Annotated in this window: 15 protein-coding genes; 9 read left to right on the top strand and 6 right to left on the bottom strand. The window is 29.5% G+C overall.

Annotated elements, in window-relative coordinates:
* Positions 1-21: 21 nt before the first annotated feature.
* The 4 genes from ACW95P_RS02160 (at position 22) to ACW95P_RS02175 (ending at position 4,502) form a co-directional block, all read left to right on the top strand.
* Positions 22-1,782, top strand: coding sequence for a hypothetical protein (locus tag ACW95P_RS02160; protein WP_457961601.1), 1,761 nt, complete (start codon positions 22-24; stop codon positions 1,780-1,782).
* A 157-nt stretch (positions 1,783-1,939) separates the two neighbouring features.
* The gene (locus tag ACW95P_RS02165) at positions 1,940-2,533 is read left to right on the top strand and encodes a hypothetical protein (protein ID WP_457961602.1); all 594 of its coding nucleotides are present in this window, start codon (positions 1,940-1,942) and stop codon (positions 2,531-2,533) included.
* Positions 2,534-2,733: 200 nt separating this feature from the next.
* Positions 2,734-3,555: a hypothetical protein gene (locus tag ACW95P_RS02170; RefSeq protein WP_457961603.1), complete on the top strand. Its 822-nt coding sequence runs from the start codon at positions 2,734-2,736 to the stop codon at positions 3,553-3,555.
* A 137-nt stretch (positions 3,556-3,692) separates the two neighbouring features.
* Positions 3,693-4,502: a MurR/RpiR family transcriptional regulator gene (locus ACW95P_RS02175; protein ID WP_457961604.1), complete on the top strand. Its 810-nt coding sequence runs from the start codon at positions 3,693-3,695 to the stop codon at positions 4,500-4,502.
* A gap of 55 nt (positions 4,503-4,557) precedes the next feature.
* On the opposite strand, the gene ACW95P_RS02180 is transcribed toward ACW95P_RS02175, so the two are convergent.
* From ACW95P_RS02180 to ACW95P_RS02205, 6 genes are all read right to left on the bottom strand, one after another.
* Positions 4,558-6,522 carry a P68 family surface lipoprotein gene (locus tag ACW95P_RS02180; RefSeq protein WP_457961605.1) on the bottom strand — a complete coding sequence of 655 codons (1,965 nt, stop codon included), beginning with the start codon at positions 6,520-6,522 and terminating at the stop codon, positions 4,558-4,560.
* A gap of 370 nt (positions 6,523-6,892) precedes the next feature.
* Complete coding sequence (locus ACW95P_RS02185) at positions 6,893-7,348, bottom strand: NanQ anomerase/TabA/YiaL family protein (RefSeq protein WP_457961606.1); 456 nt, start codon at positions 7,346-7,348, stop codon at positions 6,893-6,895.
* Positions 7,349-7,556: 208 nt separating this feature from the next.
* Positions 7,557-8,366: an alpha/beta fold hydrolase gene (locus ACW95P_RS02190; protein WP_457961607.1), complete on the bottom strand. Its 810-nt coding sequence runs from the start codon at positions 8,364-8,366 to the stop codon at positions 7,557-7,559.
* Positions 8,367-8,368: 2 nt separating this feature from the next.
* Positions 8,369-9,562: an acetate/propionate family kinase gene (locus ACW95P_RS02195; protein ID WP_457961608.1), complete on the bottom strand. Its 1,194-nt coding sequence runs from the start codon at positions 9,560-9,562 to the stop codon at positions 8,369-8,371.
* 1 nt (position 9,563) lies between these two features.
* Positions 9,564-10,535, bottom strand: coding sequence for a phosphate acetyltransferase (locus ACW95P_RS02200; protein ID WP_457961609.1), 972 nt, complete (start codon positions 10,533-10,535; stop codon positions 9,564-9,566).
* A gap of 32 nt (positions 10,536-10,567) precedes the next feature.
* A complete protein-coding gene (locus tag ACW95P_RS02205) occupies positions 10,568-11,947 on the bottom strand; it encodes an FAD-dependent oxidoreductase (RefSeq protein WP_457961610.1) in 1,380 nt (459 codons plus the stop codon).
* 281 nt (positions 11,948-12,228) lie between these two features.
* Here ACW95P_RS02205 and pdhA point away from each other — a divergent pair, with 281 nt between their 5' ends.
* From pdhA to ACW95P_RS02230, 5 genes are read left to right on the top strand one after another with little or no spacing between them, the layout of a single operon-like run.
* On the top strand, positions 12,229-13,329 hold the full coding sequence (gene pdhA, locus ACW95P_RS02210; RefSeq protein WP_457961611.1) for a pyruvate dehydrogenase (acetyl-transferring) E1 component subunit alpha: 1,101 nt from the start codon (positions 12,229-12,231) through the stop codon (positions 13,327-13,329).
* A gap of 2 nt (positions 13,330-13,331) precedes the next feature.
* Positions 13,332-14,339 (top strand): alpha-ketoacid dehydrogenase subunit beta, encoded by a 1,008-nt coding sequence (locus ACW95P_RS02215; protein ID WP_457961612.1) that lies wholly within the window; start codon positions 13,332-13,334, stop codon positions 14,337-14,339.
* 29 nt (positions 14,340-14,368) lie between these two features.
* A complete protein-coding gene (locus ACW95P_RS02220; RefSeq protein ID WP_457961613.1) occupies positions 14,369-15,298 on the top strand; it encodes a 2-oxo acid dehydrogenase subunit E2 in 930 nt (309 codons plus the stop codon).
* Between the two features lie 3 nt (positions 15,299-15,301).
* Positions 15,302-17,131 (top strand): dihydrolipoyl dehydrogenase, encoded by a 1,830-nt coding sequence (lpdA, locus tag ACW95P_RS02225; RefSeq protein WP_457961614.1) that lies wholly within the window; start codon positions 15,302-15,304, stop codon positions 17,129-17,131.
* 20 nt (positions 17,132-17,151) lie between these two features.
* Positions 17,152-18,129: a lipoate--protein ligase gene (locus ACW95P_RS02230; protein ID WP_457961615.1), complete on the top strand. Its 978-nt coding sequence runs from the start codon at positions 17,152-17,154 to the stop codon at positions 18,127-18,129.

Raw genomic sequence — 18,129 nt, forward strand, 5'->3', positions numbered from 1 at the left:
ATAATTTAATAAGGAGCCAAAATGGGACAATATTTTTGATGAATAACAAAATCGTTTTATAAGAAACGTTTGAATTATGTTTTTTTACTAGCTATTCCAATTTTAATTTTGATTGTAGCTATTGTTATGAAATTTGTAATTGAAGGTGGATCGATTGAAGTTTATAAAACTTATTCTTTTTATTTTTTAGGTACAATTTTAGGAATTAATAGTGTAGCTTATTATGTTATTTTTTATAATAGAATTAAAAAAAATACATCTGAAACTTCACTTGAGATTTTAAGTTATAGCACTAATCAAAGTCGAGCAAAAATTTATCTTCATAAATTTCTAGCTTTCTTTATTTTAAATATTATAGGAGCTTTAATTTCACTTTTAGTGTTAATAATTTCTTTTTTAATAATTTTAAATGGACGCCATTTTGCAGAAGTTTTAACAATGAGTTTTGCTTATTTTGGAACTTCATTATTTTTATCATTGTTATTTTTTGGATTATTTTTTCTAATTGATACATTTTTAATGACTAAAATAACAAAGCGCCATAGTGTTTTTAATGTAATTATCGGAATTATTTTTGCTATTTCAGTTATTGCTCCTTCTATTGTGCAAACTTTTGGAACTCTTTCAGTTTTTGACAAAAAATGAGAGTTAGAAAGAGAAGTGGGAACATTAAGAACTGATAACTATAACCTTTTAACTAAAAATGGCGAAAAAGCTAAATTCAATCTAGGTAGATGAAATGCAAACAGTAGTCATATTAAATTAGAACTTAATACTGAAACTGCTGCTGCTGCTGCTCAATCACAAGCCTTAAATCGTAAAATTTCTGGTTTAAATCAAATTTCAGACTTTTACCGTGATTTGAATATTGTTAGATATTTTAATACTTTTAACTTTTTCCCAGAAGTGATGAATTTAAATACGATTTCTAATCAGTATCCATTTCAAGATAAGGGTATTGTTGATTCTGTTAACGATTTTAGTGTACCTTATTATTATTCAAAAAATAATTTGCCAAGTGAAGTTTTAGACTCGCTTTTCAAGATTAAAGTTAAATTAAATAGCAATGATGAAGTTGGTGATTATTATTTAAATATTAAAAGCAATGGGTCTTATTTATTTTTAAACTTGCCAAATGAAATTTTTATTCCATGAGCTAGTTCAACCTATAGCAGTGGTGTTTATGCAGATCATATAGTTAAATTTAAATTTAATGATTTAAAAACTGCCTTAAATGCAGTTATAGATGATTTAAAAAAAGATTCAGATTTTACTCCAAATGAGCTTGTAGTGAATCAAAAACTTATTATTAAAATTTTAAATAAACTTCAAAACAATTCAATAGCAGTGAATTTAATGCCCCAAAGTGACTGGGATTTATTAAAAGAAAAAATGAGTAATGATTGAGAATTATCAGGTAAGCAAGATGCAATTATTGAAATGGTTAAAAGCTGAATTATTTATGTATTACTTGAATTTTCATTAAGTGAATCAAAAACATTAAATATTGATTTCGATCATGTATCTAAAAAAACTGGTGAATTAAAAGATGGCGAAGAAATCCGAAATTCAAATCAACTTTCTGATTTTGAAAAAATATTTAGCCATTCTACAATACTACAAATGACTAGTGAATCATTGGTATCATTTAAAAATACTAGTGCTATAGGGGTTGAAAAATCTTACTATCATTTATGAATTAGCATTTTTCTGGTTTTTATTTTCGCAATTTTATTTAATGTTGGAGCATTTTATAGATATCGTAAAATTGATATTGCTTAGTTCTATTTAAATATTTAACTAAAGAAGGTGAAATGCAAAAATATTTTTGATGAATTACTAAGGTTTATTACAAGAAAAAATTAAATTATCTTTTTATATTAATTATGCCAATTTTGATTTTAATTAGGAGTATTATAACTAAATTGGCAGCTAGTAATTGAGATTCGGTTGATATTTTGCAAGTTATTCAATTTACTTTTTAGGTTTTTTATTAGAAATTAATAGCTTAATATATTTTGCAAATTTTTATAGTCAAATTAAAAAAATTACTCTTCAAACTTCGTTGGAACTTTTAAGTTATACGAGCAATCAAAGTAGAAGTAGAATTTATGCTAATAAATTTTTAGCGTATGTAATTTTGAATATCTTAAATTTATTAATTGCCACTATATTTTTAACTATAACATTAGTTACACTCTTGAGTGGTATGTATTTTGGACAAATTATTGTTGTTAGCTTAACATATTTAGGAGTAGCACTTTTTTTATCGTTATTATTTTTTGGATTATTTTTCCTAATTGATACATTTTTAGTAAAAAAAATTACAAAACGACACAATGTTATTAATTTAATTATTGGCTTAGTTTTAACAGCTTCACTTATATCTACACCAATTTTGCTAGCTTATGGACCGGCAGCTATCCGTGAATATGCTGCTAAAACAGCATCCAAACATCAATTTTCTGTAAATTTAATAACAAATTTATATTTAATTGTGATCAGGATGGTTATAAAAATAAAACTGAATTAGTTTACAAAAATAATGAAAGTGATTATAAAAATAAAACTCCCGCAGAAATTCAAGCAATTTTTGAAAGTTGAATTGATGCTCAAAACGGTGTTGCTAATTTTTACAAAAATATTAACATTGTCAGATACTTTAATATTTTTAATTTTTTTACAGAAACTATTGATTTTTCAAAAATTGTAAATTTACATAAAGCTGAAAAAATGGGTTCTTTTAATAGTTTTTTAGATCATAATTTTCCTTATTATTATGAATTAAAGAATGCTCCACAAGGACTATTAAATAATTTCGCTAAATTAGAGTTAAAATCTAAAACAGAAGCAGTTTCGGAAGAGTATTTTTTAAATGGGTGAGGAAATAATAATTTATTTTTAAATTTAGCTTATAGCACTAATTATAAATGAGATGCTGGATTTTATAATGCTAAAGAATTAGGATTGGTAAATTTAAAATTTGGTCAAATAAAGCAAGCTTTAAATGCCATGACTGAGGAATTGCTAAAAGATCCTAGCTTTACAAATAGTGAAATTAATTTGAGTGATGAATTAGTCAAAAATCTTATTAACAACATGTTAACAAATCATTTAATTACTAATTTAATATCGCAAAAAGATTTAGAACTTGTTAAAATAGCTATTGAAAATAAAGAAACTCAAACACATAAAAATAATATTTTAAAATATAAACAAATAGCAATTCAAAAAGTTATTGCCGATTTAATTTTTTACCTAATTTCAAAATTAGCAATTAATGGCAACAAAACCTTAATTTATTTTGAAATTTTAGCTAATAATACTAATAATTTAAATTCTAATGAAATAATTAATAACATTTCTAGAAAAGTGCTTTTAGCATTTAATCCCAAAAATAATACAAGTAATTTTGTGAGCGGAAATAATATTATTGCTATTGGTGTAAGTCAAACTTATTATCATGTTTGAATTAGTATTGTTGTAATTGCGTTTTTAATAGTCGTTTTTAATGCAACAGCTTTTTATAGATATGGTAAAATTGATGTATCTTAAAATTTCCTAATTTAATAAATTTTAAACATAGCAATGAATAGTTGCTATGTTTTTTAGTAATTAATTTCTTGTAAAAGTCACATAAGAAAAGTGCAACATATTTTTTTTATAAATTTAAATTGTATAATTTTAGTAATATGAATATAATTAATGTTTCACCTGACACTAAATTTACTAATATCGAAAATTTAATTTTGCGTTTTATTGAAACTAAACCTACTAAATTTATTGAATTAACAATAAAAGAGGTTGCAGAGACACTTTACATTAGTATTGGAGCAGTAACTCATTTTGTTAAAAAAACCGGATTTAAAAGTTATAAAGATTTACGTAAACATGTAGTTGAGCAATTAAAATATCAAAAACCTAATAATATATATGACATTAATGATGACATTGAAAATGTTAACTTATTTTATGTTCATAGTATTGAAAAAACAATCGGTCTTTTAGATGTTAATGTTGTCAATAATGCAGTGAACCAAATCATTCAAAGTCGCAAAATTATCACTTTTGGAATCGGTTCCTCAGCAATGGCGGCTGGTGAAATGGCTAATGCGTTGCGGAGTTTATTTTTAAATTCAGTTAATGCTTTTTCAATTCACGATATTGCAACCTGAATTGATGACAAAAATGGTCAAGATATGGTAATTATTTTTTCTAAAACAATGTCATCCAAAGAATTGCAAATTATTTTTCAACTTTTACAAAAACACCATATTTATGTATTGTTAATTACTAACAATAAAGAAATTGTTGGGGATGAAAACGTTGATGTAATTCATTTCGATACATTAGAACAAGATAAACGTTTATTTTCATTATCTTCCAAAATTTCCGAACTTTTAGTTTCTGATGTTTTGCTAATGAAAATTCATGCGCGACTAAATATTAAAAAAGGAAATTTTTATAGTGATTTCCAAAAACATTGGCGTAAAAAAAATTAACATAAAAAGCAGGCGAGTATTAGATTCCTGCTTTTATTTATTGTTTTAAATAATTTTATTTAATCTTATTAATTGCTTCGATTAATGCTTCTCCAGTTTGAACACTATTAGGATTTTTAACTGTCTTAGTTGTTTCTCCTAAAGCTTGGCGGATTACTTGCATGATTTTAGTGGTGATATCATCCATTGGAATAAATTTCAATGTAGCTTTATTAGCTTCATTAATCGCACCAGTATTTAAATCAATTCCTTTCATTAACAAAATATCTTCTAGCGAAAGTAACGCTCCTTCCACAACTCCTTTTTTAGCTTCTAAATCATGAATGACTTTAACATTAGCATCTGATTTAACAACTTCGCTATATAAGACCTGTAATTTTGTTTCAATTGCTGTTTTTTGTGCTTTTAAATTTTGGTACTGAGCAAATGAAATTCGATCTTTAGTCGGAATGATGTAAGAACTTAATTGGGTAATATAATCTTTTGCATAAATAGTTTGATTATTTGCATCTTTAAAACTACCAGTTAATAATCATTCAATAAATTTAGTTGTTGCTTTGTTGCGTTTTGGGGTTGTTGATATAGCCACTAATGATGAACCACCTTCATAAAAAACATTCTTTGTAGATTTTTTTTGCATTTTGGTAATTTGATTACCTCACAAAATATCTTGCGGCTTAGCATAACCATTGTAAATTTCAGGCTTTTTTTCAGCATTAACTTCCATTGAATAAGTATTTAAATAAGTCTGCCTTACACCAACAGCAGGTGCCATTCCAATTGCTGAATCATAATCACGTACAGCTCAACCAGATCATTCTGAATTACCATGATTATTAAAATAAATTGATTTAAAAGCTTTTTGCTTTAATGATGCAGAATTATTTGCAATATCAAGCGGTCTAACCTTGTTTGTTTGCACAAATGTATCAAAAGCAGCTTTTAATCTATTTAATAATGCAGTTTTTTTAGCCGGTTTTTTATAATTGTATTCAATAAATTGTTTGGCATTGGCGGCATTTTGGGTTAAAGATCATAAAAATTTACTCAAATCACCAGTAATTTCTGAACTATTATTAACTCCAAAATAATCATATAAAAACTGTTCAAAAATAATTTGAATATAATCTATTGAAAGTACAGATGGATTAAGATTTTTATCTGCAAAAAGTTTAGCTTTTATTTCATGACTAATGTTAGATTCATCAATTTTTAAACCAGTATAAACTTTGTCAGCAAATTCCATTAATGCTTCAAGCGAAGTAAAAGTTGCATCATTAACTAAATAGCCTCGAAAAGAATCTGGTGATTTTGTAACCATGTATCTTCAAAATTTATCAGCCGGAATCTCGGCATTACCTTCGCTTGCGGCGTTAACTGTTTTTTGGTAAATTGCACTGTGTTGATCAACTATACCACCACCAGCAACAATTTGATCAAAAATTAATTTCATAATGTCTAAATTAAACATCAAACCAGTAAGTGTAGCAACATCAAAGGGAATTGTATAGATTTTCCCGGTTGTATTACCAGGTAATTTGTTATGAGCTTCAAACAAAGTTTCATCAAATAACCGCGATGTAATGTTTGTATTGGATAAATCTAATAAGGCATCATATTGATTAATAACAAACGCTCCTTCAATACTATTTAAAATTAAATTAGGAATTTGATTATAACTAGGGTTAGTTTCATTTTTAATTACTTCTAATTTTTGAGCAGTTAGGTTGGCAAGCTCAATTTCGGACTTAGCCTTAACAACTGAAGCATCTTGAATTTCAACAGGCAAAAAATCTGGAGTATCCTTAAATTGTTCATTGTAAATAGGAACTAATTTATGCAGCGGAATTAAAAGCGGATATTTCCCTCCTTGAGCTAATTGGAAAACAACTTTATCATCTCAGTTTTCAGCTACTGGAGTTGTTTTTGTTGTAGTTGCATTAGTTCCGCAAGCTATTAAAGTTATTGGTAAACTAATAGTCGAGGATGCAAGCAAAAATATTTTTAATTTTTTATTCATTTTTGAATTTTCCTTTGTTAAATAATTTGATTAAATTTTAAACAAAATAAAGTTTTGCAAATAGCATTATAATGAATAATTTTAAACATTTTTTAAAATAATTTATTTTTTGCAATTTATTAAATTAAATTCCTAAAATAATTTATCTATATTTTTAATTAATTTAAAAAAAGCGTTATTTTTAATTTAAATTTAATGAAAATCATTATTTTTTAAAATATGTATTTAAATTTTATAATTTTAAAAATATTTCAAATTGGTTAATGCTTCTAAATTTAATCAATAAAGTTAATTACAAGCTCAAAAATATAAAAAATGTCATAAAATAATTATGACATTTACAATAAGTTTGTTAAAAATATAAAATTGCTTAAATTTCAATTTTAAAAATAATTTTACGAATTTTTTCTAATGTACCAGTGTATTTTGGTAAGTGCGCTTCTCCAGGGAAGAAAAATAAAAATTCTCCCAAAATTGGCTTGATTAGATTTCTATCGCTATCTTTTTTGTATAGAGCCACTTCGTCTGTAGCATCATATTCTTTTACCACATTAGTTAAATGTTCTGGGTAATCAAAATAAAATTGTTCTTTTTCATCAACTAATAAGTGTAAATCAGCATAACGTTTGTGATATTCATATAATGCATTAGAATCATCATAGCTATCAACATCTAATTTTAATACAAAAACTTTTTCACCATCAATTTCAGTTTTTCCTAATGCCAAAGCTTCTAAATCGGTGTTGTGAATAAAATCAATTGCTGTTTGCATGTTTTTTGCTAAACAAGCATATTTTTCAATATTTTTTAGTTTGTCGTAAATCATTTGTGCTCCTCAACTAATAATTTTGTATCTACATTAAATTTTCCCATAAATTAGTAGTTTTACTCATTAATCAAATAAAATATGAAATTTTTTTTATTTTTTGACTACAAGACTATAAAAGTGAAAATAATTTAAAAAAACAACCAAAGTAAAAGTGCTTCAAAACACTAAAACTTAGGCTGCTATAATTTTGAAATTTTATCAAGCTTTATTTTACAAAAGCTTTAATTGCTTTGACAAAGTCATCACGATTTTCAATGATAGGATTATGTCCTGCATTGGCGATTACAGCGATATTGATATTGTCATTGTGAGAAAAATTAGCGATTGTATGTTTAGCAATTACTAATCGATCTTGCTCTCCTACAATTAATAATGTTGGAACAGTAATTTGGGAAATTAGAGATTGTAACAAATGCATTGTTCGAGTCATTAAATCAACATCAACCATAGCAATTAAATGTTTCTGATTAGTAGTTAAATCGTTATAAACATCAATTGCTAGCTGTTCAAATTTAGCTTCAGTTCCAAAATGTTTTAAATAATTAGCATACATGCTTTTTAATACATCTTTAACATCATCTATATTATTTGGCAGCATCTTTTTAATGTGTTGGGTATTTTCTAAAATTGCTTTATTAGCTGGGTTAACTAAAATAATTTTTTTAACAATTCCTTTTGGTAATATAGCATTTAGTAATACAGCAATACCTCCACCCATTGAATAACCATACAAAATTATGTCTTTTAATTGTAATTGCTCAATGTATTGGGCATAAACGTTGGCATAGTGCAACATGTTTAATTCGCTAGTTGCAGTAAAACTACTTTTACCATGACCAGGTACATTAATGGCATAAATGTTGTAAGCTGAGAAAAGATCTTTTAGGGTGTCGATATGAAATTGATATTTTGAAGTAAAGCCGTGTAAAAATAATATATTGCCTTTAGCATTAATTACTTGATGTTGAAATTGCTCACAATTTTGAATATTAACAGCGTAACGTTGTAATTCCATATTTATTCATCTAATTTTAATGCTTCTTTAGCAATCATTAGTTCTTCGTTAGTTCGAATAATGTAAACTGGAATTACTGAATCAGAGGTTGATATTAATTTAGTTTCTCAATCACCTTTAGTATTTTCATTTAATGCTTGATCAATTTTAATATTCAAAATATGAATATTGTCAATAACTTTTTGGCGTGTATTGGGATCATTTTCACCAATTCCAGCTGTAAAAACGATAGCATCAATTTTTGGACCAATTTTATTTAAATAATTAATTAAATAATCAGAAATGTATTTAGTAAATAAATTAAAGGCCAATACTGCTTGATGTTTATTAGCTTTATACCCGGCAATAACATCACGCAAGTCACTTGAAATTCCAGATACCCCTTTTAATCCCGAATCTTTATTTAAAATTTCAGTAAATTGATTAATAGTTAAATTAGCCTCTTTACAAATATATTCATGAATTGAAGGATCAATATCTCCAGAACGAGTTCCCATCATTAATCCAGCAAGAGGTGTCATCCCCATTGTGGTATCGATTGATTGACTGTTTTTCACAGCGCATAATGACGATCCATTTCCAAGGTGTAAATTAACAAAGTTCACAGGTTTTTTGTTTAAAACTTGCTCAAGCTTTTGGGTAATGTATTGGTGACTAATTCCGTGAAATCCATACTTACGAATATTGTATTTTTGTGCTAAATCATAATTCATTGGGTATGTATAGTTCACTTCATCTAATGTTGCGTGAAATGCTGTGTCAAATGTTGCTGTTAATTTAGCATGCGGAAATTCTTTTTGGAAAGCTTTAATTGTTTTAACTGCTGGCGGGTTGTGTAAGGGCGCAAATTTTGAACATTCATCAATTAAGTTAATTTCATGATCAGTAATTATAATTGATTGTTTAAAATATTCACCTCCATGAACTACCCGAAAACCAATTAAATCAATTTCATCAACTGAGTTAATAATTTGATTTTCCATTAAAAATTTCATTGTTTGTTTAACAGCTTCAAGATGATCTAGAATATTAATATCTTTTTTAATTTTTTCATTACCAAAAGTAACAATTAATGTACCATCAATTCCGATTCTTTCAACTAAACCATTAGCAAGTAAATCTAAATTAGTTTTATTAAAAAGAGATCATTTCATTGATGAAGAACCTGGATTAACAATTAAAATCTTTTTTTCCATTTTAATCGTTTCCTCCGGCTGTTTGTAACACAGTTATTAAAACTGTATTAAATACATCATCAACAGTCGCACCTCTTGATAAATCGTTAAGTGGTTTAGCAATTCCGTTAATGATTGGTCCAATTGCTCCTCAATTACCCATTCTTTGAGCAATTTTGTAACCAATATTGCCCGCTTCTAGGCTAGGGAAAACAAAAATGTTAGTTGCACCATCATAAGCTGGACGTTTATATTTACTACTTCTTACGCCAGTATCGATTGCTGCATCAAATTGAATTTCACCAATTGCCGGATTTTTTGAATTAGATAATTGATTAAAAATATCAGCCGCTTCACGAGTAGCTTTTGATTCATCAGTTACAGCTGAACCATCAGTTGAAAATGATAAAAATGCTACATTAGGTTCAAGATTTAAAGTTTTACGAGCAAACTCAACAGCATTGAGTCCGATTTCTGCTAATTGTTGCGGGTTAGGTTTTACATTTACAGAAATATCTGAAAAAATGTATTTTTCACTACCTTTGTGCATGATGTTAGCTGAAGAAATAGTTTTAATACCTGGTTTTGGTCCAATTACCTTAAATCCAGCTCTTAAAATGTCAGCTGTTGTATATAATAGACCTCCAACAACACCATCAACCTCATTGTTGCGTAGTTTCATCATGGCAAAAAAAGGGCGAGTTTGCATTGCTTTTAATGCTGCATCCTCAGTTTCTTTACCTTTTCTTAATTCAAAAAACTTTTGTGCATATTTAGCAATTTCTGTTTCATCCATCACAATAGTTTCAATTCCCTCAACTACATCTTGAGGTTTTTTAACTAGCAAAATTGGTTCACAAAAATTATCTTTTTTTAACATTTTTGCGGTTTCAATTGCACGTTGATCATCACCATCAACGAGAAGAATTTTTTTCAATCCTTCTTTTTGATTTAAACTACGCACATTTGCATAAATTTCATCAATAAAATTCATTTTATTACTTCCCTATAAGTTAAATTTAATAGTTATTTTGTTTCTGGTTCTTCTGAGTATTCTAAACCTAAAGCTTTTAAAGTTGCTTTGATTACAAAATTAAATGGTTTATTAAAGTGTGGCAAGAAGAAGAAGTCCATTAGTGAAATTTCTGGTAATGTCATTTGTTTTTGAATTGCAAGTGACATTGCATAAATTACTTCGGTATGGTTTACATCAACTGAACCAACTTGAGCTCCTAGTAAACGTTTAGTTGTTTTGTCATAAGTGATTTTAAATTTAACTCTATATTTTTCTCGCATGAATTCGTTTCTGTCTCAATCTTCAACAAATTCAAATGCTGCAACATCAGCAAGTTTTGTTTTAGCTATAGCATTTTGAGTGAATCCTGTTGAAGCTAGGCTGTGTCCGAAGACATGAATTGCATTTGTTCCTTGGTATCCAGGAAAATCTAAATCTTTTCCAGCAATGTTAAATGCTGCTACAATTCCAGTTTTAACAGCGTTAGTTGCTAGGGCAATAGAAGCATATTCATGAGTTACATTATTAATCATTGAACATGAATCTCCAATTGCATAAATGTCTTTATCTGTTAATGTAGCTTGGTGAACATCAACCATAATTGCACCATTAGCGAATTTTTGAACATCTGGCAATAACTCTGTATTTGGCTTAAATCCAATCGACATAATTACTAAATCAGCTGGATATTCCCCTTTATCAGTTACAACAGCTGAGACGTGTTCACCATCTTTTGATTTAAATTCTTTAACTGATTCTCCGAAATGTAATTCCACACCTTCTTTTGCCATAGTTTCTTCTAATGAAGATGTAAATTCGCGGTCAAAATAATTTGGGAATACTCCACTTTGTAAGTCGATTAAAGTAACTTTTTTACCATATTTATGAAAAGCTTCAACAATTTCAACTCCAATGTATCCAGCACCAATAACAACAACGTTTTTTACATTTTGATCTTCTGCTTTAGCTTTTATTTCTTTGGCATGCATGAAAATTTTTGAAATTAAAATGTTTTTTAAATTTACACCTGGGAATGGCGGAACGATTGGTCATGTTCCACCAGCAAATACTAATTTATCATAATTATCTTGGAACTCTTCACCTGTTTCTAAGTTTTTAACAGTTACAGTTTTTTTATGTCTGTCAATTGCAACAACTTCGTGCGCTAATTTAACTTTCACTCCCATTTGGGTTAGTTGTTTAGCTGAAGAATAAAATAGTCCATCTGGATCTTCAAATTCACCACCTACCCATAAAGCGATTCCACATCCTAAAAATGAAATGTCAGTGTTTCGGTCATAAGCAACAACTTCATAATCTGGTGCAAGTTGCTTAATAGTTCTTAGGAAAGAAGTTCCAGCATGATTTGCTCCAATTGAAATAATTTTCATATTTTCTCCTCGTTTTTAAGATTAAATAAATATAAATAAAGACAATAATAAATTACAAAAAATTTTAAAAACGTGCAAAATTTATAATTTTTTTTAATTTTTTTTGCACTTAGTAAAAATAAATTTATAATTTAAACGTTATAAAATCTTTATAACATTAATATTATAAACTTTTGATTAAAATAATTATTAATAATTTTTTAAAAATCATCAAAAATAAGCATTTTTAATCATATTGCTATTATAATTATTATGTAAATCAAACTATAAGAAGGTAGTATATGAACAAATTTGTAAAAGAAAATTTAGTTATGTCAAATCCAAAAGATATCTATAGACTTTTGGATATTGATGGTAATTTGATCGACAAGAAAAACGACACAACTTTATCAAAAGATGAACTTGTGAAAGCGTACAAATTCATGGTTTTATCAAGACAACAAGACAACTACATGACTCAGCTACAAAGACAAGGGAGAATGTTAACATTTGCCCCTAACTTTGGTGAAGAAGCATTACAGGTTGCTTCAGCAATGGCACTTGAAAAAGGTGACTACTTTGTTCCGGCGTTTAGATCTAATGCTAGCATGCTATATTTAGGTGTGCCAATGAAAAATCAGTACCTATACTGAAATGGAAATGAAAGAGGATCAAAAATTCCTGAAGGAGTTAACGTTTTACCAGTTAATATTCCGATTGCTTCACAATTTTCGCATGCAGCAGGAATTGCTTATGGAATGAAATTAACTGGACACAAAAATGTGGCAGTAAGTTTCATTGGTAATGGTGGAACAGCTGAAGGAGAATTTTACGAAGCCTTAAACACTTCTGCAATTCACAAGTGACCAGCAATTTTCTGTGTTAACAACAATCAATGATCAATTTCAACTCCTGAACATTTAGAGAGCCCAACAGAAACAGTTGCTATTAAAGCTGCGGCTGTAGGAATTCCAGGAATTTTAGTAGATGGAAACGACTTATTGGCTTCGTATGAAGTTATGAAAGAAGCTGCTGAATATGCACGTAGCGGTAAAGGACCGATTTTAATTGAATTTTTCACATGAAGACAAGGGCCGCATACAACAAGTGATAACCCTAGAGTTTACCGTACAGAAGAAATGGAAAAAGAAAAAGAAAAATGAGAACCAATGCACCGTATTGAAAAATACATGCTAGACCGCAAATACATTACTAAAGAAGAGATTGAAAAAATTTGAGAAGAATCAATGGAATTTGCAAAACAAGAATTCCAAGCTTCTTTAGAAGAAATTGATGTTAATTTAGATGAAGTATTTGATTATACATATGAAAAATTAACTCCTGAATTAGTTGAACAAAAAGCTGAAGCTGTCAAATACTATGCAGACAAAGGAGCTAAATAATCATGGCTGATAACAAAAAAACTATTGCTCTAAATAATATTGGAGCTGTAACTAATGCAATTGATTTAATGATGGGTGAAGACTCAAGAGTTATTTTATGAGGACAAGATGCCGGATTTGAAGGCGGGGTTTTTAGAGCAACTGAAGGTTTACAAAAAAAATATGGTGAAGAAAGAGTTTGAGATAGCCCGATTTCTGAAGCCTCAATGACCGGAATCGGAGTTGGAGCTGCGATTTATGGATTAAGACCAATTGTAGAAATTCAATTTCAAGGATTTTCATACCCTGCATTCCAACAATTGATGGCTCATGCAGCGAGAATGCGAAACCGTTCACGTGGAAGATTTACTGTCCCAATGGTATTGAGAATGCCAATGGCAGGAGGGGTTAGAGCTCTAGAGCATCACTCTGAAGCAATTGAAGCAATGTTTGCTCATGTTCCAGGATTAAAAGTGGTAATGCCTTCAACGCCTTATGACACAAAAGGATTATTAATTGCAGCGATTAAAGATCCAGATCCAGTTGTTTTCTTAGAACCTAAAAAAATCTATCGTTCATTTAAACAAGAAGTTCCTGAAGGAATTTATGAAGTTGAAATTGGAAAAGCTAATGTTTTAGTTGAAGGAACAGATTTAACTGTAGTAACTTATGGAGCGCAAGTTCATGAATGTATTGCTGCTTTACAAGAATTAAAACAAACTAATCCAGAAATTAGTGTAGAACTAATTGACTTGAGAACTATTAAACCTCTTGACTATGAAACAGTATTAAATTCTGTTAAAAAAACTGGAAGATTATTGGTTGTTCATGAAGCGGTTAAGTCATTTAGTGTTTCAGCTGAAATTATGGCTTTTGTAAATGAAAAAGCTTTTGAATATTTAAGAGCTCCAATGACTAGATTAACTGGTTGAGACATTACTGTACCTTTAGCAAAAGGTGAGTTTTACCATGCAATTGATAAAGACAAAGTGCTTGCTAAAATTAAAGAAGTTGTTTCATTTAAATATTAATTTTAGATAAATAAACAGAAAGGTAACAAATGAATAAAATTATTTCAACTCCCTTAGCTAGGGCGCTTGCTGCAAAGTTAGGTATTAACATTGAGCAAGTTACTGGTACTGGGCCTAATGGTAGAGTTTTAAAAGCAGATGTTGAAAGTTTTAAAGCTCAACCTGCACCGGCTGTACAAGCTACAACACCAGTTGCTGCTGCTCAACCAGCTTCAGCACCATTGGCACCAACTCCAAGACCAGTATTTAACGATGAATTAAAAGCTTCTCGTGAAAAAACAACACCAATTCGAAAAGCGATTGCTAGGGCAATGAAAAATTCATGAGACAATGTTGCTTATGTAAACTTAGTGCATGAAATTGATGTAACAGATTTGTGAGATTTACGTAAAAAAATTGTCGAAAATGTATTAAAATTAACTGGGCAAAAAATTACTTTTTTACCATTTATTGCTAAGGCTGTAGCTATAGCGCTAAGAGAATTTCCGATTTTAACAGCTAAATATGATGAACAAAATCAAGAGTTAGTTTACCCAGGAACAATTAATTTAGGAATTGCTGTTGATAGTGAAGATGGATTAAAAGTTCCAGTTGTAAAAAATGCTAACCAATTATCAATTTTAGATATTTCTTCTGAGATTGTGCGTTTAGCAGGGGCAGCTCGTAATAAGACTATTAAACCTGATGAAATGCGTGGTGGAGATTTTACGATTACTAACTACGGTTCTGTAGGATCATTATTTGGTGTACCAGTTATTAATTATCCAGAAGTTGCAATTGCTGGAGTAGGAGCTATTGTTGACAAACCGGTAGTGCGTAATGGAGCTGTTGTGCCAGGTAAAGTAATGTACATTACTGTAGCGGCTGACCACCGTTGAGTTGATGGAGCAGTAATTGGAAGATTCGCATCAAGAGTAAAAGAATTATTAGAAAAACCAGAAATTTTAGGAGTATTTTAATACATGCATAAATTTAAATTTGCTGATATCGGTGAAGGATTGCATGAAGGTGTAGTTGCTGAAATCTACAAAAAAGAAGGTGATGATGTTAAGGAAGGAGATTCATTATTTTCTGTTGAAACAGACAAAGTAACTAGCGATATCCCGTCACCAGCAACCGGAAAAATTGTTAAGGTTTTAATGCAAAAAGGTGACACAATTCATGTAGGTCAAGAAATTTACTATATCGATGATGGTTCAGGTGATACAGATGAACCGGAAGCTCCAGCAGCTGAAACAAAATCAGAAGTAGTTGAAGAAGGCGGGGCATCAGTTGTTGGTGAAGTTAAGGTATCAAATGAATTATTTGACTTATCAGCTTTACAAAAACCAGCTACTGTTAGCGCTACACCAGCTCCAACACCAACCCCGACGCCAACTAAAAAACAAGATACAGGAAAAGCATACACTGGTAAAGTGGATGAAGAATTTGATGTAATTGTAATTGGATCAGGTCCTGGTGGATACTTAGCTGCTGAAGAGGCAGGACACGCCGGATTAAAAACATTGATCGTTGAAAAAGAATACTGAGGTGGAGTTTGTTTAAATGTAGGATGTATTCCGACTAAAGCACTACTAAAAACCTCAGAAATTGCTAACTATGTACGTCACGCTGCCGATTATGGAGTTATTGTTGACAATTCAAAAGTGGCAATTGATTGAACAAAAATGCATGAACGTAAAAATCATGTTGTAAAACAATTAACAACAGGAATTGAAATGTTAATGCGTCAAGCTAAAGTAAAAATGGCATTTGGAGTAGCGAAATTTGTCGGAGCACACGAAGTGCAAGTTGATGACAAAGTTTTCCGTGGTAAAAATATAATTATTGCTACTGGGTCAACTGACCGGGTAGTTGACTTACCAGGATTTAGTGAAGGATATGCTGCTGGTAAATTATTAACTTCAAAAGAAGCAATTAATTTAGCAAAAAAACCAAAATCTATGACTATTATTGGTGGTGGAGTTATTGGGGTTGAATTTGCCCAAGTATTTGCTTCAGCTGGAGTTAAAGTAACAATTTTACAAAACTTAAAAACAATTTTAGCTGCTTTAGAGCCTGATGTAATTACTGAAATTGAGAAAAAATTAAAAGCTCAAGAGATTGAGATCATTACTGAAACTGAAGTAACTAAATTTGATCAAGATACTATTTTTTATAAAAAAGACGGACAAGAACACAAAATTAAATCCGATGTTGTGTTAGTGTCTGTTGGACGAGTACCTGAATCATTAGGACTTGAAGCAGTTGGTATTAAAGTAGGTAATCGTCATGAAGTGTTAGTAGATGAATTTTGTCAAACTAACATTGCTGGTGTTTATGCAATCGGTGATGTTGTGGGTCAAAAAATGTTAGCACACGTAGCTTACAAACATGCTGTTGTAGCTGTGAACCACATTACAGGTAAAGGAATGAAATACAGTGATAAAGTTGTCCCAGCATGTATTTACACTGAACCTGAAATTGCTGTAGTGGGATTAACAGAAACAGAAGCAAAAGCGCAAAATAAAAATTATGTAGCTGTAAAATACCAATTTAAATTTGTTGGTAAAGCGATCGCCGCAAATGCAACTGATGGATTTGCAAAATTTATTATTGATAAAGAATTCGGAGAAATTTTAGGTTGCCATATTGTTGGGGCTCATGCAACAGATTTAATTTCTGAAGTAATTGTTGCCATGGATTTAGAAACAACAATTTATGACATTGCTTCAGCAATTCACCCACATCCAACTTTTAGCGAAGTGCTTTGAGAAGCTGCTAGAATGGGGGTAAATAAGCTTTCTAAATAAAAGCTTATTTTTTTATATCGATGAAATTAATTGTTAATAAAAAAAGTAACTCACCTTTTGACACATTAACACTTGAAGAAGCATTAATTAAAGATGACAATTTCGATGAAGATATTGTTTATTTATATCGTCATAACAATGCCGTCATTATCGGAAGAAATCAAAATGCCCATGAAGAGATTAAACGCGATGTCATTGAAGCACAAAAAGTAGATTTATACCGCCGTGTTTCTGGTGGCGGAGCAGTTTACCATGATATGGGAAATATTGTTTTTTCTTTTATTACTAAAAAAGATGCCGGCAGAAGCTATGAAAAATTTTTAGAACCAATTATTGAATTTTTAAAATCATTAAATCTAGAAGTGGAATTCAAAGGTCGGAATGATTTATTAGTTAATGGTGCTAAGGTATCGGGTAATGCACAGTTTATTTACAAAGACCGAATTGTGCATCATGGTACAATCTTATTTAATTCTAACTTGAAAAAGTTAACTGAAATTTTAATTCCTAATCCTTTAAAAATGGCATCTAAAGGAATTAAAAGTATGCGCCAACGGGTAACGAATATTTATGATGAGCTAGTTGAAAAAATGACTGTTGATGAATTTGAAGATCGATTAGCAAAATTTTTTGTTGAAAAATACCACTGTAAATTAATTGAATTACCAGAGTATGGTTCAATTCATGATGATTTAAAAGCATTAAGAAGTTCTGAAGATTGAGTTTATGGCCACAACCCAGATTTTGAAGTAACAAATAAAGCTAAGTTTGATAATGGAATTTTAGAAGTGAGTTTTAATACCTCAAATGATCACATTACTGCTATTGAATTTCGTGGAGATTTTTTATCTAAAAAAGATATTGATGAAATCTTGCCACTATTTTATAATGTTAAATATCGTCGCCAAGATGTGGCTGAAGTATTAGAAAAAATTGATTTAAATGATTATTTTGGAGGTCTCCAAAAAGACGAAATTCTTTCGTTAATTTTTGGATAA

The sequence above is a fragment of the Mycoplasma pogonae genome (genome assembly GCF_054170725.1).